Origin of the sequence: Shinella sp. AETb1-6, assembly GCF_009826875.1 — a bacterium.
In the GTDB taxonomy this organism is placed as follows: domain Bacteria; phylum Pseudomonadota; class Alphaproteobacteria; order Rhizobiales; family Rhizobiaceae; genus Shinella; species Shinella sumterensis.
Map to the genome: position 1 here is coordinate 156,596 of NZ_WUMM01000001.1, position 24,749 is coordinate 181,344.

Annotated in this window: 24 protein-coding genes and 1 riboswitch; of the genes, 7 read left to right on the forward strand and 17 right to left on the reverse strand. The window is 64.8% G+C overall.

What is annotated here, in order from left to right:
* Positions 1 to 58: 58 nt before the first annotated feature.
* The 9 genes from cobO to GR158_RS00775 all read right to left on the reverse strand — a co-directional run bounded on the left by cobO (position 59) and on the right by GR158_RS00775 (position 11,539).
* The gene (gene cobO / locus GR158_RS00735) at positions 59 to 700 is read right to left on the reverse strand and encodes a cob(I)yrinic acid a,c-diamide adenosyltransferase (RefSeq protein WP_160869336.1); all 642 of its coding nucleotides are present in this window, start codon (positions 698 to 700) and stop codon (positions 59 to 61) included.
* A gap of 1 nt (position 701) precedes the next feature.
* A complete protein-coding gene (locus GR158_RS00740; RefSeq protein WP_246665500.1) occupies positions 702 to 1,088 on the reverse strand; it encodes a GFA family protein in 387 nt (128 codons plus the stop codon).
* Positions 1,088 to 5,038 (reverse strand): cobaltochelatase subunit CobN, encoded by a 3,951-nt coding sequence (gene cobN, locus GR158_RS00745; protein WP_160869340.1) that lies wholly within the window; start codon positions 5,036 to 5,038, stop codon positions 1,088 to 1,090. The genes GR158_RS00740 and cobN overlap by 1 nt, the downstream gene beginning before the upstream one ends.
* Positions 5,039 to 5,242: 204 nt before the next feature.
* On the reverse strand, positions 5,243 to 6,292 hold the full coding sequence (gene cobW / locus GR158_RS00750) for a cobalamin biosynthesis protein CobW (RefSeq protein ID WP_160869342.1): 1,050 nt from the start codon (positions 6,290 to 6,292) through the stop codon (positions 5,243 to 5,245).
* A gap of 3 nt (positions 6,293 to 6,295) precedes the next feature.
* A complete protein-coding gene (gene cobU, locus GR158_RS00755; RefSeq protein WP_134649444.1) occupies positions 6,296 to 6,820 on the reverse strand; it encodes a bifunctional adenosylcobinamide kinase/adenosylcobinamide-phosphate guanylyltransferase in 525 nt (174 codons plus the stop codon).
* Between the two features lies 1 nt (position 6,821).
* Positions 6,822 to 7,607, reverse strand: coding sequence for a CbtA family protein (locus GR158_RS00760; protein ID WP_160869344.1), 786 nt, complete (start codon positions 7,605 to 7,607; stop codon positions 6,822 to 6,824).
* A gap of 12 nt (positions 7,608 to 7,619) precedes the next feature.
* Entirely contained in the window at positions 7,620 to 7,796 is a 177-nt protein-coding gene (locus GR158_RS00765; RefSeq protein ID WP_134649446.1) for a CbtB domain-containing protein, read from the reverse strand.
* A gap of 46 nt (positions 7,797 to 7,842) precedes the next feature.
* Positions 7,843 to 8,209: riboswitch (cobalamin riboswitch) on the reverse strand.
* Between the two features lie 78 nt (positions 8,210 to 8,287).
* Positions 8,288 to 9,925, reverse strand: a complete 1,638-nt coding sequence (locus GR158_RS00770; protein ID WP_160869346.1) for a peptidoglycan-binding protein — start codon at positions 9,923 to 9,925, stop codon at positions 8,288 to 8,290.
* 153 nt (positions 9,926 to 10,078) lie between these two features.
* Positions 10,079 to 11,539, reverse strand: a complete 1,461-nt coding sequence (locus GR158_RS00775; protein ID WP_160869348.1) for a cobyric acid synthase — start codon at positions 11,537 to 11,539, stop codon at positions 10,079 to 10,081.
* A 246-nt stretch (positions 11,540 to 11,785) separates the two neighbouring features.
* Here GR158_RS00775 and GR158_RS25065 point away from each other — a divergent pair, with 246 nt between their 5' ends.
* The gene (locus GR158_RS25065) at positions 11,786 to 11,929 is read left to right on the forward strand and encodes a hypothetical protein (protein WP_202402104.1); all 144 of its coding nucleotides are present in this window, start codon (positions 11,786 to 11,788) and stop codon (positions 11,927 to 11,929) included.
* Between the two features lie 765 nt (positions 11,930 to 12,694).
* Positions 12,695 to 13,693 carry an ABC transporter substrate-binding protein gene (locus GR158_RS00780; RefSeq protein WP_160869350.1) on the forward strand — a complete coding sequence of 333 codons (999 nt, stop codon included), beginning with the start codon at positions 12,695 to 12,697 and terminating at the stop codon, positions 13,691 to 13,693.
* Positions 13,694 to 13,699: 6 nt separating this feature from the next.
* On the opposite strand, the gene GR158_RS00785 is transcribed toward GR158_RS00780, so the two are convergent.
* The gene (locus GR158_RS00785) at positions 13,700 to 13,858 is read right to left on the reverse strand and encodes a hypothetical protein (protein ID WP_160869352.1); all 159 of its coding nucleotides are present in this window, start codon (positions 13,856 to 13,858) and stop codon (positions 13,700 to 13,702) included.
* A gap of 75 nt (positions 13,859 to 13,933) precedes the next feature.
* Here GR158_RS00785 and GR158_RS00790 point away from each other — a divergent pair, with 75 nt between their 5' ends.
* The 3 genes from GR158_RS00790 to bmt all read left to right on the forward strand — a co-directional run bounded on the left by GR158_RS00790 (position 13,934) and on the right by bmt (position 17,100).
* The gene (locus GR158_RS00790; RefSeq protein ID WP_134649452.1) at positions 13,934 to 14,845 is read left to right on the forward strand and encodes a proline/glycine betaine ABC transporter permease; all 912 of its coding nucleotides are present in this window, start codon (positions 13,934 to 13,936) and stop codon (positions 14,843 to 14,845) included.
* Entirely contained in the window at positions 14,838 to 15,884 is a 1,047-nt protein-coding gene (locus GR158_RS00795; protein WP_134649453.1) for a glycine betaine/L-proline ABC transporter ATP-binding protein, read from the forward strand. The genes GR158_RS00790 and GR158_RS00795 overlap by 8 nt, the downstream gene beginning before the upstream one ends.
* A gap of 199 nt (positions 15,885 to 16,083) precedes the next feature.
* Positions 16,084 to 17,100, forward strand: coding sequence for a betaine--homocysteine S-methyltransferase (bmt, locus tag GR158_RS00800; RefSeq protein ID WP_160869354.1), 1,017 nt, complete (start codon positions 16,084 to 16,086; stop codon positions 17,098 to 17,100).
* A gap of 128 nt (positions 17,101 to 17,228) precedes the next feature.
* Here the strand turns inward: bmt and GR158_RS00805 are convergent, their stop codons facing one another.
* Genes GR158_RS00805 through GR158_RS00815 form a run of 3 tightly spaced genes read right to left on the reverse strand, consistent with a single transcriptional unit; the run spans position 17,229 to position 19,534 of the window.
* Positions 17,229 to 17,705, reverse strand: coding sequence for a hypothetical protein (locus GR158_RS00805; protein WP_160869355.1), 477 nt, complete (start codon positions 17,703 to 17,705; stop codon positions 17,229 to 17,231).
* A gap of 52 nt (positions 17,706 to 17,757) precedes the next feature.
* Positions 17,758 to 18,891, reverse strand: coding sequence for a pyridoxal phosphate-dependent aminotransferase (locus GR158_RS00810; RefSeq protein ID WP_160869356.1), 1,134 nt, complete (start codon positions 18,889 to 18,891; stop codon positions 17,758 to 17,760).
* 4 nt (positions 18,892 to 18,895) lie between these two features.
* The gene (locus GR158_RS00815; protein ID WP_160869357.1) at positions 18,896 to 19,534 is read right to left on the reverse strand and encodes a transcriptional regulator; all 639 of its coding nucleotides are present in this window, start codon (positions 19,532 to 19,534) and stop codon (positions 18,896 to 18,898) included.
* A 125-nt stretch (positions 19,535 to 19,659) separates the two neighbouring features.
* Between GR158_RS00815 and GR158_RS00820 the strand changes: the two genes are divergently transcribed.
* Complete coding sequence (locus GR158_RS00820) at positions 19,660 to 20,007, forward strand: hypothetical protein (protein ID WP_134649458.1); 348 nt, start codon at positions 19,660 to 19,662, stop codon at positions 20,005 to 20,007.
* Here GR158_RS00820 and GR158_RS00825 read toward each other — a convergent pair.
* On the reverse strand, positions 19,992 to 20,876 hold the full coding sequence (locus tag GR158_RS00825; RefSeq protein WP_160869358.1) for a LysR family transcriptional regulator: 885 nt from the start codon (positions 20,874 to 20,876) through the stop codon (positions 19,992 to 19,994). The two genes, GR158_RS00820 and GR158_RS00825, sit on opposite strands and share 16 nt — an antisense overlap.
* A 98-nt stretch (positions 20,877 to 20,974) precedes the next feature.
* Here GR158_RS00825 and GR158_RS00830 point away from each other — a divergent pair, with 98 nt between their 5' ends.
* On the forward strand, positions 20,975 to 21,274 hold the full coding sequence (locus GR158_RS00830) for a hypothetical protein (protein WP_160869359.1): 300 nt from the start codon (positions 20,975 to 20,977) through the stop codon (positions 21,272 to 21,274).
* A 45-nt stretch (positions 21,275 to 21,319) separates the two neighbouring features.
* On the opposite strand, the gene GR158_RS00835 is transcribed toward GR158_RS00830, so the two are convergent.
* The 3 genes from GR158_RS00835 to GR158_RS00845 all read right to left on the reverse strand — a co-directional run bounded on the left by GR158_RS00835 (position 21,320) and on the right by GR158_RS00845 (position 24,697).
* A complete protein-coding gene (locus GR158_RS00835; RefSeq protein WP_160869360.1) occupies positions 21,320 to 23,392 on the reverse strand; it encodes a VWA domain-containing protein in 2,073 nt (690 codons plus the stop codon).
* Between the two features lie 15 nt (positions 23,393 to 23,407).
* Positions 23,408 to 23,926 (reverse strand): RNA polymerase sigma factor, encoded by a 519-nt coding sequence (locus GR158_RS00840; RefSeq protein WP_134649461.1) that lies wholly within the window; start codon positions 23,924 to 23,926, stop codon positions 23,408 to 23,410.
* 78 nt (positions 23,927 to 24,004) lie between these two features.
* Positions 24,005 to 24,697: a phosphodiester glycosidase family protein gene (locus GR158_RS00845; protein WP_246665501.1), complete on the reverse strand. Its 693-nt coding sequence runs from the start codon at positions 24,695 to 24,697 to the stop codon at positions 24,005 to 24,007.
* Positions 24,698 to 24,749: the final 52 nt, after the last annotated feature.

Below are 24,749 nucleotides of genomic sequence, written 5' to 3' on the forward strand. Positions count from 1 at the left end.
TCGCTGTCGCCTGCGCGCACAAGACCGGCAGGCAGGCGAATTAAGCGTTGATCGGCCCTCAGTACTCCACGCCCTGCTGCGCCTTGATGCCAGAGCGGAACGGGTGTTTGAGCAGTTCCATCTCGGTCGCGAGATCGGCGATCTCGATCAGCTCTTCCTTGGCGTTGCGGCCCGTCAGCACGACATGGGTCATGTAGGGCTTTTCCGTCCTGAGGAAGTCGACGACGTCGTTGACGTCGATATAGTCGTAGCGCAGCGCGATGTTGATCTCATCGAGCAGCACCATGGAGTTGCGCTCGTCGCGGATCAGCTCCTTGGCCTTCTCCCAGGCCGTCTGCGCCATGGCGACATCGCGCGCACGGTCCTGCGTTTCCCACGTAAAGCCCTCGCCGAGCGTGTAGAACTGGCAGAGATCGGAAAAATGCGCCTCGATCAGGTCGCGCTCTCCGGTCTGCCAGGCGCCCTTGATGAACTGCACGACGGCGCAGGGCTTCTTGTGCGCGATATGCCGGAAGATCATGCCGAAGCCGGCGGTCGACTTACCCTTGCCCTTGCCGGTATGGACGATGACGAGACCCTTTTCATCGGTCTTCGTCGCCATGATCTTTTCGCGCGCCTGTTTCTTCTTCGCCATCTTTTCAGAGTGGCGGGCGAGCTCGGCCTCGGTCATGCCGGCGGTGTCGTCGTGGTTTTCGGTCATGTCAGTCTTCCCGTTTCGGCAAGTCGTCCTCGCAACGAAGCCAGGAGACACGCTCGTTCCAATACCAGTGCTGGGTGATCTCGACGCCCGTGGCGTCCTCCAGCGCGGCAACATAAAGGTCGATCTCACCCGGTCGGCCTTCGGTTTCGAAGCTCACGGGTGAACCGCATCCGTTGCAGAAGCCACGACGGACGCCGGGCGAGGATGCATAATGGCGAAGCGTGTCGCCGCGGAATGCCACATCGGCGGTCGCGACGCAGAAAAATGTCGTCACCGGCGAAGAGGTGGCGCGTCGGCAACTCTCGCAGTGACAATGTCCCGTGCGAAGAATATCGCCGGTCACCTCGAACGCCAGAGATCGGCAAAGGCAATGGCCGGTAAGGTTCATTACGATGCCCTCCTCTTCCCAAGCATGTCGAGATCATAACGCGCCGAATTGGAGCGCGGCGTCCACAGGCCCCGATCGATCGCCTCGGCAAAGCGTGCCGCCATTTCGACGAGTGCGGCCGGGTTCTTCTCCATCAGGAAATCGCGCACGCGTTCATCCAGCAGATAAGCCCGGTAGGCGGCCTCGAAGTGATGGTCCTTGACCGCCCCTGTCGTGGCGGCGAAGGCGAACATGAAATCGACCGTCGCGGCGATCTCGAAGGCTCCCTTGTAACCGTGGCGCATCACGCCGTCGATCCATTTCGGATTGACCACGCGGGCGCGCACGACGCGGCCGATCTCGTCTTCCAGCGTGCGCACGACGGGCTTTTCCGGGTGCGACAGGTCGTTGTGGTACATGACGGGCTGGCGGCCGGACAGGTGCTCCGCCGCTGCCGCCATGCCGCCCTCGAACTGGTAGTACTCGTCGCTGTCGAGCAGATCGTGCTCACGGCTGTCCTGGTTCTGGATGACGGCCTGAAGGCTCTTCATGCGCGCCTCCAGCCGTTCGCGCATCGGCACGCCGTCGCCCTCGCCGTCATAGGCGTGTGCGCCCCAGTCGAGCCAGGCGTCGGCAAGGTCGCCCCGGTTCGTCCACAGGCCTTCGTCCATCATGGTTTGCAGGCCGGCGCCATAACCGCCCGATTTCGCACCGAAGATGCGGAAGCCCGCCTGTCTGGCGGCCTCCGCTTCGGAGGCGCCCCGGGCCGCAAGCGCCGCGGCTTCCGCCCGCATACGGGCGGCAATGGGGTTGTCCGCATCATCCTCGTCGAGGGCACCCACCGCCCGCACGGCGCGATCGAAAAGCGCGATCTGTTCGGGGAAGGCATCGCGGAAGAAGCCGGAGATGCGCAAGGTCACGTCGACGCGCGGATGACGCAGCGTCGCCGGTGGAATGATCTCGAAGCCGGTGACGCGGCGCGATGCCATATCCCAGGTCGGCTTCACGCCGATCAACGCCATGGCCTGTGCGATATCGTCGCCGCCGGTACGCATGTTGGAGGTTCCCCAGGCGGTGATGCCGAAGGAGGTCGGCCATTCGCCGTGATCCTGCGCATAGCGGGTGACGAGGAGTTCGGCGGACTTGCGGCCAAGCTCCCAGGCCGCCGGCGTCGGCACCGCACGGCTGTCGACGGAATAGAAGTTGCGCCCGGTCGGCAGAACATCCGGTCGCCCGCGCGTCGGCGCGCCAGAGGGGCCGGGCTCGACGAACCGCCCGTCGAGGCCGCGCATCAACGCCGTGATTTCCGCCGGGCCGCAGGCGGCAATGGCAGGCCGGATGGATGTCTCGATGACGTCGAGCACGGCGCGCGTGGCGAGCCAGCCGGCCGGGCAGCCCAATGTGCCATCCACCAGCCTTGCCGCAAGCAGTTCGATGCGCTCCACCGTATCGCCCTTGCTGCGCCAGGCGGCTTCGGATTGCCCGGCAAGGATCTGCGGCCGCGGGCCGGTCCAGGGATCGGAAGGGATGCAGTCGAGCGGGTCGAAATCCGTCTCGCCCAGGGCGTCGGCTGCGATGGCACGCTGCAAGCTCGCCTCGCCGCCCTCGCCCAGGCCGCGCGGCACCCGGGCCAGCGCAACGGTCAGGTCGGTCAGCAGGCGCCCTTCGGGCGAGACGCCGAAGACATGCAGGCCATCGCGGATCTGCATTTCCTTGAGGTCGCAGAGATAGGCGTCGAGCTTTTGCAGCGCGGCCTCCTCGCCGTCCGACTTGGCGATGCCGGCGTCGCTGTCCAGGCCGATATCGCGCACCAGATCGAGGATCTGCTTCGTCAGCAGCCTGATGCGCCGCGGATCACCGCCCGAGGCCTCGTAATATTCATCGACGAGGGCTTCGAGGTCCTTCAGCGGGCCGTAGGTTTCGGCGCGGGTCAAAGGCGGCGTCAGGTGATCGATGATGACGGCGGCGGAGCGGCGCTTGGCCTGCGTGCCTTCCCCGGGATCGTTGACGATGAAGGGATAGAGATGCGGCACCGGGCCGAGCACGGCCTCGGGGTAACAGGCTTCCGACAGCGCCAGCGCCTTGCCCGGCAGCCATTCGAGATTGCCGTGCTTGCCCATATGCACGATGGCATGCGCGCCGTAATGCAGGCGCAGGAAGGCGTAGAAGGCGAGATAACCATGCGGCGGCACGAGATCCGGCGAATGGTAGGTGTCCTTGGGATCGATATTGTAGCCGCGCGCCGGCTGGATGCCGACCAGCGTCTCGCCGAAACGGGCGAGCGGCAGGGCAAAGACCTCGCCGGTCACGAAGGGATCGTCTTCCGGCGCGCCCCAGCGGCCGGTCATCTCCTGTTGAATCGATGTCGGAAGCGAAGCGAAGAAGACCTTGTAATGAGTGAGCGAAAGGGTTTCGCGGATTTCACGGCCGTCGTTCGCCGCATTGGTGGGGCCCGCCATGAGATGGGCGATCAGCGCATCGCCATCCTCCGGCAGGTCCGCCACCGCATAACCTTCCGCCGCCATGGCGCGCAGCACTTCCATCGTGCCGGCGGGCGTATCGAGGCCGACGCCGTTGCCGAGGCGGCCATCGCGGTTGGGATAGTTCGCCATGACGAGGGCGACCCGGCGTTCGGCCGGCGCGGTGCGCCGAAGCCGCGCCCACCCTGCGGCGAGCTTCGCAACGAAGCGGATGCGGTCCTCGACCGGATCGAGGCTGACGATGTTGGTCTCGACGCGCTCGTCGTACCGCGCGGCCGCCTTGAAGGAGACGGCGCGGGACAGAACCCGGCCATCGACTTCCGGCAGCGAGACGTTCATGCCGAGATCGCGCGCCGTGAGCCCCTGCCCCGACGCTTGCCACGCCTCGCGCGACGAGCCGGAGAAGACGACCTGCAACACCGGCGCACCGGTTTCGTCGAGCACCGTCGGCTTGCGGCCGGCGCCGGGCGCGGAAACGGCAAAGCTCGTGGCATTCAGCACGGCCTCCGGCCGGACCTCCGCAAAGGCGGCGCGGACGGTTTCGATGGAAACCGGCTCCTTGAGGCTGGAGACGAAGAGCGGCAGGGCGCGGATGCCCTCCGCCGCCAGCGCCTCGATCATCATTTCGACCGGGCGAGTTTCGCCGCTCTGGACATAGGCGCGGTAGAAGGCGATGGCGACGGTCGGACGGCCTGCTCCGCCGATACCCCCCTCCGGCCTGCCGGGGAATTCGCCTTCGGGTTCGCCAATAAGCCGAGGGCTCTCCCCCTTCCCCTTCTCCCCGGCGGGGAGAAGGTCGCGGCAGCGGGATGAGGGGGCGGCACCGACCGTCGCCGGGGTACAAGCCCCCTCATCCGGCCCTTCGGGCCACCTTCTCCCCGTGGGGGAGAAGGAGACGGGAGTCCCCGCAGACTCTTTTTGCCACGCTTCCACATCCACCACGCCGCGCCCCGGCCACCAGATGCCGGCCTTTTCGAGCGGCGTCGCCGGTGCCGGTTTCTCGCCGCCAAACACCACCGCATCGGCATAGGCGAGGAAACGGTCGGCATTTTCCGCCCCACCCTCGTTGAGATAGGCCCAGAGGTTCCGTCGGTCGGCATCCTCGATGCGGTTGAAGGGGATCAGGCCCTCATCGGGACGATCGTCGCCGGGCAGCGCGACGAGCTTGACATCGTTGGCGACAGCCGTCGCCAGCAGGGCTTCCAGCACGTAGCGGAAATAGCTCGCGCCGCCGAGCGCGCGGATGACGATGAGCCGGGCGTGCCGGGCCGTGCGCTCGATATAGGTATCGACCGACATCGGATGCGACAGCGTCGCGAGGCTCGCCAGACGAAGGCGCGTCTCACCGCCCCGCGCACGGTGGGCGGCGGCGATGGAGGCCAGTTCCGTATCGGCAGCGGAGAGGAAGAGGATATCGCCCGGCGTCTGACCAAGGTCGATCGCCTCCTTTCCGTCGGCGATGGTGCCCTTCTGGGCTAGCAGGAGATGCATGCAGCGCCTCCCTGCTGCGAGAGGACCGCCAAGGAGGCATACCCGCCTCTGTCACTTCGTGACATCTCCCCCACTCGGGGGGAGATTGAGCGGCGGCGTCCAGGCAAGACAGCGGGGCAAGCCGTCGCCTCATCCGATCTCCCCCCTTGTGGGGGAGATGGCCGGCAGGCCAGAGGGGGGTGCCGCCGCATGCTCATCCCGATATCACACCGCCGCGGCGATGGCGGCGCGCACGGCGGCCTCATCCATGTCGTGCAGGCCGATGACGACGAGGCGGGTGCCGCGGGTTTCGCCCGGCGCCCAGGCGCGCTCGAAATAGCTGTCGATGCGGCTGCCCACCGCCTGGATGAGCAGGCGCAGCGGCTTGCCGGGCACATCGGCAAATCCCTTGACGCGCAGCACGTCGTGCTCGGCGATCACGCCCTTGAGGCGCTCGATGAAGGCCGACGGATCGGCAAGCGCCGGCAGTTCGACGACGAAGCTGTCGAATTCGTCGTGGTCGTGTTCCTCGCCGTTCTCGTGTTCCAGTTCATGGTGCGACTTGCGGTTGGCGATGTCGTCTTCCGTGCCGACGCCGAGGCCGAGCAGCACGGCGGCGGCCACGTCCCCGTTCTTCGCCTCGATCATCGAAGGCTTGCGGGCGGTGCGCGAGGCGACTTCGTCGCGCACGGTCTGGATACCGGCGGCGTCGAGCAGATCGGTCTTGTTGAGCACGATGAGGTCGGCAGCGGTCAGCTGGTCCTCGAAGAGCTCTTCCAGCGGGCTTTCGTGGTCGAGATTGTCGTCCTCGACGCGCAGCGCGTCGACCCTGTCATGGTCGTCGGCGAAACGGCCGGCCGCGACGGCGGCGCTGTCGACCACGGTGATGACACCGTCGACCGTCACCTGCGTCTTGATTTCCGGCCAGTTGAAGGCGGCGACGAGCGGCTGCGGCAGGGCAAGGCCGGAGGTCTCGATGACGATATGGTCCGGGCGGTTCTCCCGCTCCAGCAGCTTCGACATGGTGGGGATGAAGTCGTCGGCCACGGTGCAGCAGATGCAGCCGTTGGTGAGCTCGATGATATCGTCCTCGGTGCAGGCTTCCGCGCCGCAGCCCTTCAGCACGTCCCCGTCGACGCCGAGATCGCCGAACTCGTTGATGATGAGCGCGATGCGCTTGCCGCCGGCATTCTGCAGGAGGTTGCGGATCATCGTCGTCTTGCCGGCCCCGAGGAAGCCGGTGATGACGGTGGCGGGGATCTTCTGTTGCAGCATGGCTCAACCCTTCATTTTCAGCGGCAGTCCTGCCGCAACGAAATACACTTCCGGTACGAGCGCCGCCACCTGCTGGTGGAGCCGCCCGGCATGGTCGCGAAAGTCGCGCGCCATGCGGTTTTCAGGCACGATGCCCAGGCCGACCTCGTTCGAAACGAAGACAAGACGGCCCGGCGCCTGTGCGATGGCCGACAGGAGGCCGGCGAATTCCTGCGCGATGTCGCGTTCCTCCAGCATCAGATTGGTGAGCCAGAGGGTCAGGCAATCCACGAGGACCGCACGGTCCGCACGCGCGACATCGGTTATCCGGGCCGCGAGCGCAAGCGGTTCCTCATGCGTTTGCCAGCCGTCGCCGCGGTCTTCCCGGTGCCTGGCGATGCGTTCACGCATCTCGTCATCCCAGGCGCGGCCGGTGGCGATATAATGACGCGAAAGGCCGGTCTCGGCGACCAGCCTTTCGGCAAAAGCGGATTTTCCGGAACGCGCACCGCCCAGAACCAGGACGGCTCCGGGCGATGTCAGCGTCATATCAGGCAGCCTTGGCGATCTTTTCGTTGGCAAAGCCCAGCGAAAGGCCGAGCACGATCCAGAAGAACAGCGTCGTGGCAAGGGCCGCGACGGCGAACTCCGCACCGAGAACGGCCGGAACCGCGCTGGAAATGTCCGACGGCTGCGGCGCGCCATAGACCTGCGGCGCGGCAATCAGCACCACCCCGGCGATCTTGGCCACGATGCCCGGCTTGAGGAACAGCAGGTAGAGCCCCGCCGCCGACAGCACGACCGCTGCAACCCACCAGATCTGACGCTGCGTCAGGTCCGCGGCCGGGAAGCCCGGCAGTTCCGGCGGCAGGCCGATGGCCGGCAGCATATGCACGGCAAGCCAGCCCGCAGCACCCCACAGCGCCCCGTTGGCGACCGTGATCGGATGGCCGGAGACAAGGCTGAAACCGGCAAGCAGCAGCGCGAAGCCTGCTCCCGTCACAAGGTTGGCCAGCAGCGTGCCGGAGAACCGGCTCATGCCGAACATGATGCCACCGTCTTCATGACCTTCGGCATCGTGGGCGTAGGCGACGGAGACAGGCGACAGGTAAGCTGCGACGTCGAGGACGACGGCGCCCAAGGATGAATGCTCATGCGTTGCGGCGGCGCCATCGGTGGACGGCGTGGTGCCTTCGGTGGCGGGGGCCGCCTCATCGCCTTCGAATTCTTCGGCGTGAAGGATGAGCGGCACGACGCGGGCCTCCTGGGCGGCCGTCATCAGGACGCCAGAGAAGAGCCCGGCCACCAGGGCGGCCAGGAGATAACGAACGATCATGTCAGAAACTCCTTAGTGGCAGGGAAAGCCGTAGGAGTGACGCGTATCGTGCGCGGTGTCGTGCAGCACGGCCGAATTGGCAAGGCCGGCGCCGAAGACGAGGAACCCGCCGAGCAGCAGCGCGAGAACGCCGGCGACAAGGCGATCGCTCGCGGAAAGCGTGATAGAAGACGTATTGGAAACAGCCATGACAACCTCCGTGCAGGCACCGGGGAAGCCCCTCCCCAGGTCGGGCGATATGCCCTCATTGGCTGGCAGGTCTCCTGGCTCGCAGCGTCCGGCGCATCAGCGCCTTCGGGCCACCCTCACCTTCCCAGGTCTCTTCACATCACGCAGGCGGACGATTCGTAGAAAAAGAGGCGTCCAGCCCCGGCTATCGTGATGCCACCCAGTGGCTTTTCCGGTCGGTGGGCGTTTCGCGCTTCAAGGACACCATTGCCCTCCCGCCCGCGAAATTCCTCCCTCCGGATGGGCGTCCCTCGCTGCTCTACAGTCGCGGGGTCGGCCGTGATTGCAGCGCCCTGATTGGGTCCGCCGCGTCACATTCCCATTTACTCACCGGTCCGTTTCCGGACCAGAGAACCATCCAATAGTCGGATGATTATGCCGCCGGCCGCCACAAGTCAATCGACAGCCAGCGGCATGGCCTGTGCCGAAAACGCCGGCCGGCCGTCGCAAACTCAATAGCCGGGGATGATCACCACGCCGCCGCGCCGGCGGTAGTAGCCGTCATCGCCGTAATAGGGGCCATCGTAATAGCCGTCGACCGGGCCTTCGAGCACATCGTATTCGCGCTGGTAGCGGCGCTCGCGGCTGGCCTGGCGTGCCTCGGCGAATTGCGCGGCCTGGCGCAGGGCAGCGAACTGCCGGCGTGAAAGATAGCCATCGGCGCGGTAGCCGGACGCACCCTGCCATGCGGCGATCGCCGCGCGGGTGCGCGGGCCGAAGACACCATCGGCGCCATAGGTGCTGTAGCCCAGCGCGCTCAGCCAGCGCTGCGCCTGGACGCGCGTCGAGCGCTCCATATAGGCTTCACGCGGATCGACGACGGGGCGCTCCTCGACCAGGCGCTCGGTTTCCACCTTCTGTGTCGGGGTGGTCGAAAGGGCGGCCATCCGTTCGCGCGCATCCGATGCATAGCGGCCGCGCGGATAGGCATCGAGATAGGCCTGGAAAGCCTGCCGCGAGCCGGCGACCACCGCCTTCTGGAAGGTGTCTTCCTCGCGCTTGGCCGCAGCGATCCTGTCGGCCTCCGCGCCGTCGCGCGTTGCCGTTGCCGGGCCACTGGTGGTGGCGCGCTTCTGGGCGGCCTCGGCCTCCTCGGCACGCTTCCTGGCCTCGGCGGCAAGGCGAGAGGCTTCGGCGGCCTTGGCCTCGGCTTCCGCCGCAGCCTTGGCGGCCTCCGCCTTCAGGCGCTCCAACTCGCGCGTCTTTTCCTCAGCCAGCTTGCGGGCGGCTGCCGCCTCCTGCTCCAGCCGGGTCTTTTCGGCAGCCGCGGCTTTTTCCGCTTCCAGCCGCTTGGCCTCTTCGGCACGGGCGGCCGCGGCTTCGGCAGCGCGGGCATTCGCCTCGGCCTCGGCGCGGGCCTTCTGGGCCGCGGCGGCCTCGTCGGCCTTGCGGCGCTCAGCCTCGGCCTGTACGCGCGCCGCCTCGTCCGCCTTGGCCTTTTCGGCTGCAGCGGCGGCTTCCTTCTTCACGCGTTCGGCTTCTGCAGCCTTCTCTGCCGCCAGCCTGCGTTCATCGGCCGCCTTCCTGTCCGCCTCCGCCTTGAGGCGGGCAGCTTCCTCTGCCCGCGCCTTTTCGGCGGCTGCGGCTTCGGCCTTCGCCTTTTCCTCGGCGGCGGCCTTTTCCGACGCAAGCTTGCTGGCCGCGGCAGCGGCCGCCTCGGCCTTCGCCGCTTCGGCTTTCGCCTTTTCGGCCTCGGCGGCCTTGCGGGCGTCCTCCGCCTTGGCCTTCTCCGCATCGGCAATGCGCTTGGCCTCTTCAGCCGCCTTCGCCTCCTCGGCCTTCGCCTTGGCGGCGGCATCGTCGGACGCCGTCGTCGCCGGCTTCGCATTGCCCGCGGCCTTCAATTCGGCGATACGCAGACGCGCCATCGAGGCGAACGTGCCGTTGGGATACTGTTTCAGGTAGTTTTCAAACTGCGTGACATCGCTGCCGGAAGACGCTTTCTGCCAGAAGGCGAATTCCTCCTCCCAGCGCTTGCCGGCATTGGTGGTTTCCTTGGCCGTCTGGGCGAAGGCAGCCAGCGGGAAACCGGCGAGCGACAGCCCGACAAGGCCCACCAGAACAGATCGAGCAAGAGGTCCAGAACCCATCAAATCACCCTTTCGGATCGCACAACGGCGTCGGCACCCGCAGAGCGGGCATGATAGTGTCCCTCCTTACACCGAAATCAGGCGCAACTTTGGTGCGGCCGCGACCGACAGTGGAGAAACCCGATGGCTGAACGTTTCAGGCCGGCAGTTTAATCAGCGGATGCCCATAAGGCTGTCGAGCCAGCGCGGATCCAGCACGGCCGCAAGCTCGGCCGCCACGCCGTCGAGTGCCGCATCGACGCCGGCCCGGTAATCGAAACCGCCGCCCTCGATGCCGAAATCCGCAAGCAGCTGCGCCCGGTAGGCATCGCTCGAAAGCAGGCCGTGCAGATAGGTTCCCATCACGCGGCCATCCGGCGAGACCGCGCCGTCCGGCCGGCCGTCTATGCTGACGGAGGGACGCAACGCATCCGGCCCCGTGGTGCGGCCGAGGTGGATCTCGTAGCCTTCGAGCGGCACATCATATTGCAGGGAGCGGGCGTCGCTGTTGCGCACGGTCTTCTCCGGCGCCATTTCCGTCTCGACCGCAAGCAGCCCGAGCCCTTCGACCTCCCGCTCGCCGCCTTCGATGCCGAGTGGATCGGTCACGCGGCGGCCGAGCATCTGATACCCGCCGCAAATGCCGATGACGCGGCCGCCGCGGCGCATATGAAAGGAAAGATCCCGGTCCCAACCTGCGGCGCGGAAATCGCGGAGGTCCGAAATGGTGGATTTCGAGCCCGGAAGGACGACAAGGCCGGCATCGGCCGGCAGCGCCTCCCCCGGCCGAACGAAAACGAGATCGACCTGCGGTTCAGCCTTCAAGGGGTCGAGATCGTCGAAATTGGCGATGCGCGGCAGCACGGGCACGGCGACCTTGAGCGCCCCGCCGCCGCCCTTCGCCAGACGCTCCAGCACGACGGAATCCTCTGCCGGCAGGCGCGCGGCATCCTTCAGCCAGGGCACGACACCGAAACATGGCCAGTCGGTGAAGCGGCCGATTTCGGCAATGCCGCTGTCGAACAGCGTGACATCGCCCCGGAACTTGTTGATCAGATAGCCGGTGACCATGCGCCGGTCCTCGTCCGGCAGAATGGCGTGGGTTCCCACCAGCGAGGCGATGACGCCGCCGCGATCGATATCGCCCACCAGGACGACCGGCACGCCGGCCCGGGTGGCGAACCCCATATTGGCGATGTCGCCGGCCCGCAGGTTGATTTCCGCCGGCGAACCCGCGCCCTCGACGACCACGAGGTCGGCGCCGGCCGACACGGTCTCGAAGCTCTCCATCACCGCGCCCATGAGCTTGGGCTTCAGCGCCTGGTAGTCCCGCCCCTTGGCCTGCCCGAAGACCTTGCCCTGAACGACGATCTGGCTGCCGACATCCGACTGCGGCTTGAGCAGCACCGGATTCATATGCACGCTGGAGGGCACGCGCGCGGCAAGCGACTGGAGCCACTGCGCGCGGCCGATCTCGCCGCCGTCGGCCGAAACGGCGGCATTGTTGGACATGTTTTGCGGCTTGAACGGGCGCACCGTCAGACCGCGGTTGGCGGCCATGCGGCAGAGGCCCGCCACCAGTACCGTTTTTCCGACATCCGAGCCGGTGCCCTGTAGCATGATCGTTCTTGTCATGGCGCTTTTCCTATCACCGCGCCTCGCCACCGGAAAGCCCTGATTTACCGCAATTTTGCCGCAATCCGGCCCGGCGCTCCGATGTATTTCCGCAACAGCGTGCCATGCAAGATCGGCATAGCTGGGATGCTATCCTTTTTGCGACATTTTGCGCCGTGAACGACGCTGATTTTTCTCTGCGGCGCACCTATATGAGGGACATCAGACAGCCGAGGCGCGTGGCTTCGGATTTTTAGGACAAAGACCATGCTGTTCATCTTCAGCAAGCCGAACTTCGTACAGATCGCCTGGAACGGCGTCGCTCCCCAGAACCAGTCGCGTGTGCGCAACGAGGTCATGGATGTGCCGCTCGGCCCGCTCGGCGTCATCCGCACGCGCAACATCGGCTGATCCTTCGAGCGCGACGTCAGGTCCCGCTCGCATCCAGCGTCGCCTCTCTCCGGGAGGCGACGTTTTTATTGCCTGCCGGATCGCTAAAACACAAAAGCCGCGCACCCCTGACGGAAGTGCACGGCTTGCCAAAATACGCATGGCGGCTTCCGACAAAAACACATCGGAGCCCAGTCACCCCGGTACGCAATACCTTTTCCGGAGCGTTCGGCAGTGTCCCCCGCCGTGAGAAGATCAATAGCGCCACATCGTTACCGGACGGTTATCGAGACCTTAAGCAAAGGTGAATCGCGATTTTTTTATAAAACCGCGAAAAAAGTGGCTGCCGGGGCGAAACGGCGTAATCCGGACACGATCTGTCTGCTTCCGGACAGGAAGCGGCGTTCCCGGCGCGGATCGGTCACGAGTATTTGCCCGCACTGGGGCAAACGCCCAATTTTTCGACGGCAAGAACACCTGTTTTTCAGCATTCCGCTCATGACTCGCGCCCGACGCAGCGCTTGCCTGCCTCTCAGGCGGTTGATTTCTCAATAAGAACCCGTAGGCTTGCCCCGTGACGTACGCGGACGGATCGCCGGTGACAGGGTTACGCCGGGGAACAGAAAAAAGCTCGACGTCCTTGCAGCAGGGGGATTGGCTCGCCTCACCTGGCATCGCATTCCCTCGTCTGCCGAACAATGAGACCGGGCAGTCGGGACAACGCAGTAACCTGCTCTGCCTTCCGGGATGAACGCTGCATCTCAAGACTGGGAGGTCTTAAATCCGATGAAGAAGCTTTTTGCCTCCACTATCCTCGCCGCCGGCCTTTATGGCTTTGCCGGGTCCGCCCAGGCGGCGGAATGCGGCGATGTTTCGATCGCCGAAATGAACTGGGCGTCGGCCGGCGTCGCCGCACAGGTCGACAAGATCATTCTCGAAAACGGCTATGGCTGTAACGTCACCCTGGTGACGGGCGACACCATGCCCACCTTCACCTCCATGAACGAGAAGGGCGAACCTGATGTCGCGCCGGAAATGTGGGTCAACGCCGTGCGCACGCCGCTCGACCAGGCCATCGCCGAGGGACGCCTGATCCAGCTTGCGCCACTCTTGTCGGAAGGCGGCGTGGAAGGCTGGTGGATACCGAAATTCCTCGCCGACGCGCATCCTGATATCAAGACCGTGCAGGATGCGCTCAAGCATCCGGACCTGTTCCCGGCGCCGGAGGATCCGTCGAAGGGCGCGGTGCACAATTGCCCCGCCGGCTGGAACTGCCAGGTATCGACATCCAACCTCTACCGGGCGCTGAACGCGGATGCCGACGGCTTCGAACTGGTCGATACCGGCTCGGCGGCCGGCCTCGACGGCTCGATTGCCAACGCCTTCGAAAAGAAGACCGGCTGGCTCGGCTACTACTGGGCGCCGACCGCCATTCTCGGTCAGTACGAGATGACGCGCCTGTCCTTCGGCGTCGAGCACAACAAGGCCGACTGGGATGCCTGCACGGCCGTTCCCGATTGCCCCGACCCCAAGGTGAACTCCTACCCGACCTCCGACGTCTTCACCGTCGTGACGAAAGCCTTCTCCGAAAAGGCGGGCGTCGCCATGGATTACATGAAGACCCGCCAGTGGGATAACGGCACGGTCGGCAAGGTTCTCGCCTGGATGACGGAAAACCAGGGCACGAACGAGGATGCGGCGAAGTACTTCCTCGAAACCTATCCCGATATGTGGACCAAGTGGGTAAGCCCCGAGGTTGCCGAGAAGGTCAAGGCCGCTCTCTGACAGACATCAGGCACCGGCGGCCCCAAGGCTGCCGGTGCCAATGGCTTCGGTGCGGATAGCCATTTGACTGATCTTCACCGAGAAGGTCGCAAACAGTACACTATCGGGCCGCCGCCCGTGCCAATACGGACAAACCGGAACAATAAGAAGAATATCGCTGTACAAGCCGCCCCATTCGCCATGCCGGATACATCCGTCGCATTGCGGGGCACCATCGACCGGTAGGAAGAGGGGAAAAGGATGGCAGGACTATGCGACTCGTTGCCGGTCTTTCTTTGCAAGTTTCCGGCATTCAGCGACGCGAGCATTCGCGCCGTGAGAAAGACTGTCGATGACGGGTTCAAGGGGCTCGTCAGAAGTTACGTCAATGCAATCGATGCGATGGTTCAGCCGTTGCAATGGTTTTTGAACTATCTCGAGCGCCTGTTCGTCACGTCGCCATGGCCGATCATCCTGCTGATCCTGCTGGCCATCGTGTATTTCGCCAGCCGCAACACCAAGATCGTCATCGGAACGGCCGCTTCGATGCTCGTCATCGGCATGCTGGGCCTGTGGAACGACACGATGGTGACGCTCGCCATGGTCACGGTCTGCACGCTCATCGCCATCGTGATCGGCATTCCCATCGGCATTGCGATGGCACGCTCGGACCGGGTGCAGGGCTTCATCAACCCGATCCTCGATGTGATGCAGACGATGCCGAGCTTCGTCTACCTGATCCCCGTCGTCATGATCTTCGGCATCGGCAAGGTGCCGGGTTTGATCGCCGTCGTCATCTATGCCGTCCCGCCCATGATCCGCCTGACCAATCTCGGTATCCGGCTCGTCGACAAGGAAGTGCTGGAAGCGGCCGACGCCTTCGGTTCATCCGCCTGGCAGAAGCTGAAGAACGTGCAGATGCCGCTTGCCCTGCCCACCATCATGGCCGGCATCAACCAGACCATCATGATGTCGCTTGCCATGGTCGTCGTCGCCTCCATGGTCGGCGTCGGTGGTCTCGGCAAGAACGTCCTTCAGGCCATCAACAACCAGTTCTTCACGGTGGGGTTCCTCAACGGGTTCGCGCTCGTGGCCATCGCCATCATTTTCGACCGTACAAGCCAGGCCTATGGCAGGCGACTACAGAAGCATTCGGAGGTAATTCATGGTTAGTCATGCAATCGAGGTCCGCAACCTCTACAAGATTTTCGGACCCCGTGGCGGCGATTACGTCGACGCGGTGAAGAACGGCCTGGGCAAGGCCGAGCTGAACCAGCAGTACGGCCATGTGCTCGGTCTTCGCGACATCAACATCTCCATGCCCGCCGGCGGCATCATGGTGGTGATGGGTCTCTCCGGCTCGGGCAAGTCGACGCTGATCCGCCACATCAACCGCCTGATCGATCCAACGGCCGGCGAAGTGCTCTATGACGGTGTCGACGTCTGTCGGATGAGCGAAAACGACCTGCGCGAATTCCGCCGCCACAAGACGGCGATGGTGTTCCAGAAATTCGCGCTCCTGCCGCACCGCACGGTGCTGGAAAACACGGTCTACGGCCTGGAGATCCAGGGCATCGGGCAAGCCGAACGCGAAAAGCGCGCCAAGCAGTGGATCGAGCGCGTCGGCCTTGCCGGCTTCGAGAACCACTACCCGAACCAGCTTTCGGGCGGCATGCAGCAGCGCGTTGGCCTCGCGCGTGCGCTGACCAACGATGCCGACATCCTGCTGATGGACGAAGCCTACTCCGCTCTCGACCCGCTGATCCGCGTCGACATGCAGACGGTGCTTCTGGACCTGCAGAAAGAACTGAAAAAGACCGTCGTCTTCATCACCCACGACCTCGACGAAGCGCTGCGCCTCGGCGACAAGATCGCCATCCTGCGTGACGGCATGGTCGTGCAGCAGGGCACCGGCCAGGAGATCGTGCTCAACCCGGCGGACGAATACATCACGGCCTTCGTGAAGGAAGTGAACCGTGGCCGCGTCGTCAATGTCGAGACGATCATGGCGCCGCTCGCGGGCAATCCCCAGGGCATGCCGATCGCCAAGGGCACCGTGCTGGAAACCGCCGCCCGGGCCATGACGGGCGCCAACCAGACGCAGGCCCATGTCGTGGACGAGGCCGGCCGGCCGATCGGCGCGATCGACATCGGCGCGATCATCTCCTCCATGGTGACGCCGACGAGCCACGAGGCGAAGGCGGCGGCCTGAGCCTGATTACAAGCACCTCAAGAGGGCGCCCCGGGGCGCCCTCTTCCCGTTTTGCGACGCACTGTCCCAATTAGATGTTTCTCGCGGCCACTCGGCCGGGACCGAAGGGGGTCGACGGCCTCCATGGGGGGCTCTGCCAATCCGCCGTTGCAACCACATAAAGAAATCCTTATATGATGGAGCAAACAGAGGACATGCCATGACCGCCACCAATCCGCTCGCCAGCCTCCTGGCCGAAAAACCCTTCCTGCTTGCCGATGGCGCAACCGGCACGTCGCTGTTCGCCATGGGGCTGGAAGCGGGCGAAGCGCCGGAACTGTGGAACGAGGCCAAGCCCGAGAACATCACGAAGCTGCACCAGGACTTCGTGGATGCGGGCGCCGACATCATCCTCACCAACACCTTCGGGGGCACGCGGCACCGCCTGAAACTGCACCATGCGCAGGATCGTGTGCACGCGCTCAACAAGAAGGCCGCCGAGATCGCCCGCGCGGTCGCCGACAAGGCGCCGCGCACCGTCATCGTCGCCGGTTCCGTCGGGCCGACGGGCGAACTGCTCGTGCCTCTCGGCGCCATGACCTGTGACGATGCCGTCGCCGCGTTCGTCGAGCAGATCGAGGGCCTGAAGGCCGGTGGCGCGGATGTCGCCTGGATCGAGACCATGTCGTCGCCGGATGAAATCCGCGCGGCCGCGGAAGCCGCCACCAAGGTCGGCATGCCCTTCGTCTATACCGGCTCCTTCGATACGGCCGGCAAGACGATGATGGGCCTGCATCCGAAGGATATCCACGGCGTGGCCGGCGACATTGGCGCGGGCCCGCTCGCGGTCGGCGCCAATTGCGGCGTCGGCGCCTCCGACATCCTGTCCTCGCTGCTTGACATGACCAGCGCTGCCCCCTCGGCCACGGTCGTCGTGAAGGGCAATTGCGGTATCCCGGAATTCCGCGGCTCGGAAATCTACTATTCCGGCACGCCGCCGCTGATGGCCGAATATGCCCGCCTTGCGCGCGATGCCGGCGCACGCATCATCGGCGGCTGCTGCGGCACGTCCTGCGAGCACCTTGCCGCCATGCGCGTGGCCCTCGACGCGCATGAACCGCGCGAACGCCCGACACTCGAAACGATCGTCGAAAAGATCGGCCCGCTGCGCAACAAGACCGCGAATGAAACCCCCGCGGCGCCCGCCCGCGAACGCGGCGGCCGCCGGCGCGGCTGACCGGTTGTCGGATCGACAATTGCAAGCCGCCCCGGTTAGCGCCGCGGGCGGCTTTTTTGCGCGTGTCCTCAGCATTCCCTGCTAAAGTTGATCCACCGCGCCCACCCCGCACCGGCAGCAGAAAATCATCAATTTCTAATGATGGAAGTTCCGTCATCGTAAGTGATAGATTGATCACACACCCACACCTCCATCTCGCTGGCCGGACCTGCCAAGAATTTCTCCCAGTTGGGTCTATAATTTAGCGTGATACGAATTTTTACGGGCGCCGTTGCGGTAATCCATTCGCTCGATACCGACGCTCCTATGCCGCGAACTCCCCTGCCCGGCAGCGCAACGTGGAAAGTGCCGCTGAATTGGGTCACAGCCACGGGCCGCGTTTTCATGTCTAAGATAACGAACGCGTTTGGATTCATTGTCACCCAGAAATCAGCGTATACTTGGCCGATAGAATCCCTCCCAAGTACCTTATCGACAACCAGCAACGCCGGCACGTGGTGCCGGACGCCGCATCGCTTGAAGTCATCAGCGGGCGCAGAAGAGTGCGATCCCAGCAGAACCATCAAAAAAATAGCAGGTGAAAGGAACTCTGTTTTTGTGACCAATCCCTGTCTCCATTCGGGCTTTGCCAAGCCTAACCCGCCATGATGCGTGCGCTCAAGCCGCAGACAGGAATTCCCGCCACGCCGCAAAGCCCGCGTCGATGTTCCTGCGCCCGATGCCGACGCGGAAGCGATCTGCCGGCACCGGCAGCAGATCGGAGACATAGAGGCTGGACGGCAGGAGAAGCACCCCCTTCTCCTCCACCAGGCGGCGGCAATGCGCCTCCACGCCATCGGCTCCGAGATAGCGGGCGAAAGCGACGCAGCCGCCGTCGGGCGGCGAAAATTCGTAGAGACGCGGGTAGTCCGCGAAGAAACGGCCCAGTTTTTCGGTGTTGTCAGCGCATAGCGCGCGGTTGCGGGCCAGGATCGTCTCGCGCGCCTTGAGCGCGATACCGGCCAGCACCTCCGAAGGGCGCGCGTTGCAGATGGAGAGATAGTGCTTCATCTTCTCCATGCGTTCGAGCAGCGCATGGTCACGGCAGGCGATCCAGCCGATGCGCAGGCCCGGCAGGCCATAGGCCTTGGACATGACATTGAGCGAAATGCCCTTGTCGAACAGGTCCGCGGCCTGCGGCAGGCGCTTGGCATCGTCGACCTCCAGTCCGCGATAGACCTCGTCGGAGAAGAGATGGATGCCGCGCTCCGCGCAAAGCTCAGCCAGTTCCCGGAAGGTCGCCTGATCAGCAATGGCCCCGGTCGGGTTGTTGGGAAAGTTGACGGCGATGAGCCGGGTTTCCGGGCGAAGCGCGGCCCTCACATCGTCGAGGTCGAGCTGCCAGCGGTTCTCCGCCCGCAGCGCAACGCCCGTCACGCTGCCGGCGATGGTGACAGGCAGCGTCTCCATGGACTGGTAGTTCGGCACGGTGACGATGGCGTGATCATCAGTCCCGAGCAGCGCCAGCATGGCGCAGTAAAGCCCCTCCTCCGCGCCGGCGAAGGTCAGGATGTCAGCGCCACCAAGCGTCTCGTAGGTCGAGGCGATGATCTCGCGCAGCTCCGGCGCACCCCAGGTCTGCGTATAGCCGAGCGAGACATGCTCCCACGCCTCCAGGTCCTCGGGGCCGGCAAGCGCCAGGAGTTCGGACATGCTCATCGTCTCGGCATCGCTCGCCGTCATGTGGTGGCGAGCCTTGAACTCCCAGCGGGAAAAATGGGTTTCGAGACGGAAATCCGGCAATGGGGTCACGCGGTCAATCCTTGACGTTCTGGCGCCGGGCATCGGCGAGGTAGTTGTAGATCGAGGCGCGCGAGGCGCCGATGAGACTGGCGAGATGATCGACCGCATTGCGGGTCTGGAACAGGCCGCGTTCCTCAAGCGCTGCCACCAGCGCCACGCGCTCGGCCTTCTTCAGGGCCGTCAATGCAAGGCCCTGGTTGCGCAGCCAGTCGTGCAAAGCCGTATTGATCTCCTCGCGCCAGTCGCCGGAAAACAGCGACGGCGGACGCGGCGCCACCGTTCCGGTGAAGGCCGACAGCAGCTTCGCCGCGGCATCGAAATGCGAGACATCCATGTTGATGCACAGCAGGCCGAGCGCCTGGCCGAACTCGTCCTTCAGCACCGACGTCACCGATTTCAGGCGCCGGCCGTCGTTACCGGTCTTTTCATAGGGGCCATAGACGCCCGCCTCGCCGGCCTCCTCCAGCTCGCCGTCGACGAGCGATTCCATGCCGGGCTTGCGGCCGGAAAAGGCATTCCAGATACCCGCGATCCGGCCCGTTTCGAGATCGTGCAGCACGACCTCGGCATGGGGATAGAACAGGGTGGAGATGGCCGCGGCGGTCGTGGCGTGGCGCACCAGCAGCGCGTTGGAATTCGAAGCATCAAACATGGCGGCAACCAATCCGATTATAGACGTTTTGTCAATATTGGATTTTAAGTCCACATTTTTCCCGTCGCTTGCGGCGAGCCTTTGCGCGCCTTATCCAAGACGGAGACGATTCTATGGGGGATGATATGAGTGCAGATCCGGCCGCCTTTCCGGACAGGGATACCGTCGCCGACAAGCTTCTGGCGCTCGGCGACGGCGAGAAGGCCTATCTGAGCCTGCTGATGCAAAACCCGCAGCAGGATGAGAACCTGCTCGAAGGCCTGAGCGTATCTCTCGACCGGGCGTCCACCGCCCGCTTCCTGAATTCCCTGAAGCTGGAAAAGCTTGGCGAATGGCTGGGCGAGACGGCGCCCGCCCGCCTGCAGATCCGCCTCATGGAATGCGCACGCTCCAGCCAGCACGCCGCACACGCCGCCTTTCGCGCCGGGCTGACCCGGTCCGGCGGGCTGGAAAGAGCCTATCCGAAAGCCTGATCGGTCGCCGCCGCCAGCGGCGCGAAGGACTTGCGGACGAGATCCGCCATGCCATCGATGGCCGGCCCGCCACGGCGTGGGTTGCGCTTGAGCACGACGCGCGAGGAATCGACCTGCGGAAAGCCCTCGGCAAGGGTCAATTCGCGCGCGCCTGCGGGAATGTTGCTGCGGGCAAGCGGTGCGATGGCAAGGCCGCTCGACACCGCCGAACGCAGGCCGCTGCTCGTATCGCTGGTATAGGCGACCCGATAGGGAATGGCGTATCGCTCCAGCGAGCGCTCCGCAAACTCCCGGCACCAGACCGAGCGCCGGTAGAGCGCGACCGGCACCGGGCGCTCCAGGTGCAGGTCATGCCCGACCGAGACCGCCCAGACCGTCGGATCGATCGCCAGAAGCTCACCGGAAATGCCGCCGTCCCATTCGAAGATCACGGCGAGATCGAGTTCATCGGCCTCCAGCGCCTCCATCTGCTGCGCGGTATAGCCGCAAAACACGGTCACCTCGGCGCCGGGATGCACCTGAGCAAAGGCCGCCAGCGCATTGGGCAGGATGGTCTGGTTGTATTCTTCGGGAATGCCGACCCGCACCGGCCCGTCGAGCGGCAGCGTGCGCATCGCCGCGGTCGTCTCGTCGACAAGGCCGACGATGCGCTTGGCATAGGGCAGCAGCCGCTGTCCTTCCATCGTCAGCCCCACGCCGCGCGGGCCGCGGGCAAACAGTTTCGCCCCGACGGACTCCTCCAGCTTGCGCACCTGCATGCTGACCGCCGACTGCGTTCGCCCGAGCCGTTCGCCCGCATGGGTGACATTGCCCGCCTGCGCGACGGCGACGAAAATCCGGAGCAGATCGCTTTCAAGAGGTGGGTACATTCAGCCATCGCCTTTTCTGATGCCTGCCATCATCGCTATTCGTTTGTGAAATGTCTACGGCTTTGCTTGGCTGTGCGGAGGAAAGAAGGGCGCATGGCATGGATATTCTGGCAACATTGCGGGAATTTTGGAACTACCAGCGGCAGCGAATGGCCGAGCGCGAAGCGTTGCAACACCTTGTCCGGCGCCGGGACCGGCGCCTGTTGCGGGACGCCGGGCTCGAACTCGTGGACGCCACACCGCCGACCTGCACGCCTCTGCCAACCGAAAAAGAGAGGCGCTGGAGAGCGCCCCTCATGCGGCTGTCGCCTGTCTGGCCGCGCAAAACCGGCACGAAGAATGTCCAGCCGGCGACTGCGCAGGAACCGTGCAGCGCAGAGGCGCCGTCCGCCGCCTGAAACGTGCCCCGGCTATCGGAAGGACGACGACCAGGGTAGCGGCGGTTACTTGCCGCCCGCCAGGCCCTCGGCGAGCCGGACGAGCTTCACGAACTCGGCGCGATAGCCGAAGGGATCGTTGCCCTTGGCCGCCTCCGCCAGGCCGAGGATCGAGCCGTAGGCGTAGTCCTGCAGGGCTGAAACACCCTTCAGCTTCTGCCCGAAGGCGGCGACCGCGACGGAGAAGCGGACATCCGCCGAGGCCGCATCGAGATCGGGCACCACATTGCTGTCCGTCACCGGCATGGTGACCAGTTCGCTCGTGTCGCTGTCGGGCTTCTTCCAGCGCATCTTCAGGAACGCGATCTCACCGACGCCGCGCGAAGCCGCATCCGCCGTCTCGCCCTTGCCGTAGCGCAGGGGATCGTTCAGCACGGCGGGGCTACCCTTCGGCGTCACCTCGTAGATCGCGGTGACGCGATGGCCAGAGCCGATGTCGCCGGCATCCACCTTGTCGTTATTGAAATCCTCGCGGTTGAGAATGCGGGTTTCGTAACCGATCAGCCGGTATTCGGCGATGCGATCGGGGTTGAACTCGATCTGGAACTTGACGTCCTTGGCGATCGGGAAGAGCGAGGACCCCGCCTCCTCCACCAGCGTCTTCTGGGCCTCTGCGAGCGTATCGATATAGGCGGCCGTGCCGTTGCCGTTCTGCGCCAGCGTCTGCATCATGCCGTCATTATAGTTGCCGCGGCCGAAGCCAAGCACCGAGAGGAAGATGCCGCTCTTGCGACGCTCCTCGATGATGCGCTTCAGGTCCTCGTCGCTTGCCGGCCCGACGTTGAAATCGCCGTCCGTCGCCAGCATGACGCGGTTGACGCCGTCCTTCTTGAAGGCCTTCTGCGCCAGCTTGTACGCCATCTCGATGCCTTCGGCGCCGGCCGTCGAGCCGCCGGGCTGGAGCGTATCGATCGCGTCGAGGATCTTCTGTCGCTCCTTCGCCGCCGTCGGTTCCAGCACCACGCCCGCATTGCCGGCATAGGTGACGATGGACACGGTATCGGTATCCTTCAGCTTGCCGACCAGCAGGCGGAAGGCGCTCTTGAGCAGCGGCAGCTTGTCGGCTTCATCCATCGAGCCGGAGACGTCGATGAGAAAGACGAGGTTGGCCGAAGGCTGTTCGGCCGCCACGGTCTCGAAGCCCTTGATGCCGATATGCAGCAGTTCGGTGCCCTTGTTCCAGGGCGTCGGCATGACCGTGACGGTGGCGTTGAACGGCTTTTCCACCGTTTCCGGCCCCTTCCAGTCATAGGGGAAATAGTTGATCAGCTCCTCGACACGCACCGAATCCGGCTCCGGCAGGCTGCCGCCGAGAAGCGCGCTGCGCATATAGGAGTAGGACGCCGTGTCGACATCGGCCAAGAACGTCGAGACCGGATCGGTGGCGACGCTCTTCACCGGGTTCGGATCGGCGGAGGCGAAGCGTTCGCGGTCCTCCTGCGGCATGGGCATGATGCCGGTATCCTGTGTCACCGCGGGCTGCGCCACGCGCCGCGTCAGCGTCCGGTCGACCGAAAGCGATTGCGGCACCACCGCCGTCTCGCCATCCAGGCTTTCGGTAAGCGGCGCGGGTTCGGCGGCGCGGTTGTCGGCCGCGGACTGGCTGGTTCCCTGGGTTGCCGTCGCCTGCGCGGCCCGCTCCCTGTTCAACAGGGCGGCAGCGTCGTCCGCCTGTTCGACGGTACGCGTTTCCTGTTTCTTGTTTTCGGCCTGTACCTGCGCGGTCTCAGCGCCCGGTTTCTGCGCATCGGTCCGCGTTTTCGCATCGCCAGTCTGCTCGACCTGCAAGGCGATGGTACCGTTGCGCACCAGTTCATACGTCACGAGGCCGGCGACCGGGACGACGAGAAGCGTGGCAAGGGCCGATCCGGCCAGAAGTCTGCGGTTCATGATAGGGCTCCATATCCTGTTGAAGATGGAGCTTCGACGCCCGCCCTCGGCGGAACCTTTGGTGGCGGTCGCATTTTTTTCCGCGTCGTCGAAAGCCTGCATGGCGGCGGCAAGGGCTGCGGCGCGCGACGATGCTCCGGCGGCCGGCGACTGGCGGCGGGCGAGCTTTTCGAGATCGAGATCGGTCATCGGTCTATCCTTCCGTCACGCGGCATCGCGCAAAAGCACCTTCAGGCGCTTGCGGGCCTCGTGCACATGCCAGGAAATGGTCGTTTCGGCGCAGCCGAGCACGTCGGCTGCCGCCGCATGGCTAAGCCCCTCGCCGTAGATGAGCAGGACGGCATCGCGCTGCCTGTCGGGCAACTGGCGAACGGCCTGCCACAGCTCCTCGCCGTCATCCTCGGCGCGCCCGGCTTCCAGCACCGCCTGCTCGCGCAGATAGGCCGCATCGCGCCATGCGGCGCGCCGGCGCTTGCGCATCTGGTCGCGGGCGGAATTGAGCGTGACCGAATAGAGCCAGGTGCTGAAGCGGCTGGCCCCCTTGAAGCCCCTGATCGCGCTGGCGAGGCGTATGCACACTTCCTGCGCCACATCCTCCGCATCCTGCCGGTCGCCGCACCATCGCCAGGCGACGGCATGGATGAAATCATAGCGGCTCTCGATCAGCGCGGCGAATGCCTGCCGGTCCCCCTGAGCCGCCTTTTCGACGAGTTCTGTTTCCACGGGCCCATCCCGATTGCGTGCACTGACCTTTCAGACGTGCATGGCGTGGCAATCCTTTGGATCGAATCCGAAAAAATCTTACCAGGGCAGCTTTTTCACGACGGCGATGATCGTTCCCATCGCGGCCCGACGATCGTGTCGGCGGATTTCCGGCGCATAGAGGCTGGAAATGCTGCCGTCGAGGAACAGCGCGTTGCGACAGTGCAGCCGGTCGCGGAACAGCGTCGCGAAATCGTGAAAGCGGACATGGTCTTTCGATATGGCGAAGGCCACGCGCCCGTCCGGCAGGATGCCGACGCCGTTGCGGATCTGCAGGCTCGTCGCATCCGGCAGGAAGCGCGGGTGGATCTTGCCGTCGACCACCAGCATCGGACCCGACTGCGTGGCTTCGCGCGGCGAAAGCCCGGCTTTGGCGAAAGCCTCCGTCTCCAAAACGCCGGCCTTGCCGTCTGCCAGCCAGAACACACCATTCGGCTTCATGAAGAAGTTCCCGAACGCATCATCACGGTTGAGCGCGCCGGTCTCCCGGCCGTTCTCGACGAGAAGCCCGACCGGGCCGTAATCGGGATGGTACATGCCGCCGTTCATGGCAAAGCTCATGTGCTCGCCGTTGCGCAGGAGGTATGTGTTCAGCTGGTCGTAGCTCGCACCTGAACTGCCCACCGTGCGGGCACCGTAGAGCCGGATCGTGTCTTCGGCGGGATCGAAGGTGCAGATCGTATAGCGGCCGCCGAGATGTTCGACCTCGGCGCATTTTGGCGGTTCGGCCATGGCGACGCTCCGCAGGGCCAGGGTGGCGAGGAAAAAGCACAGGATGGGGAGA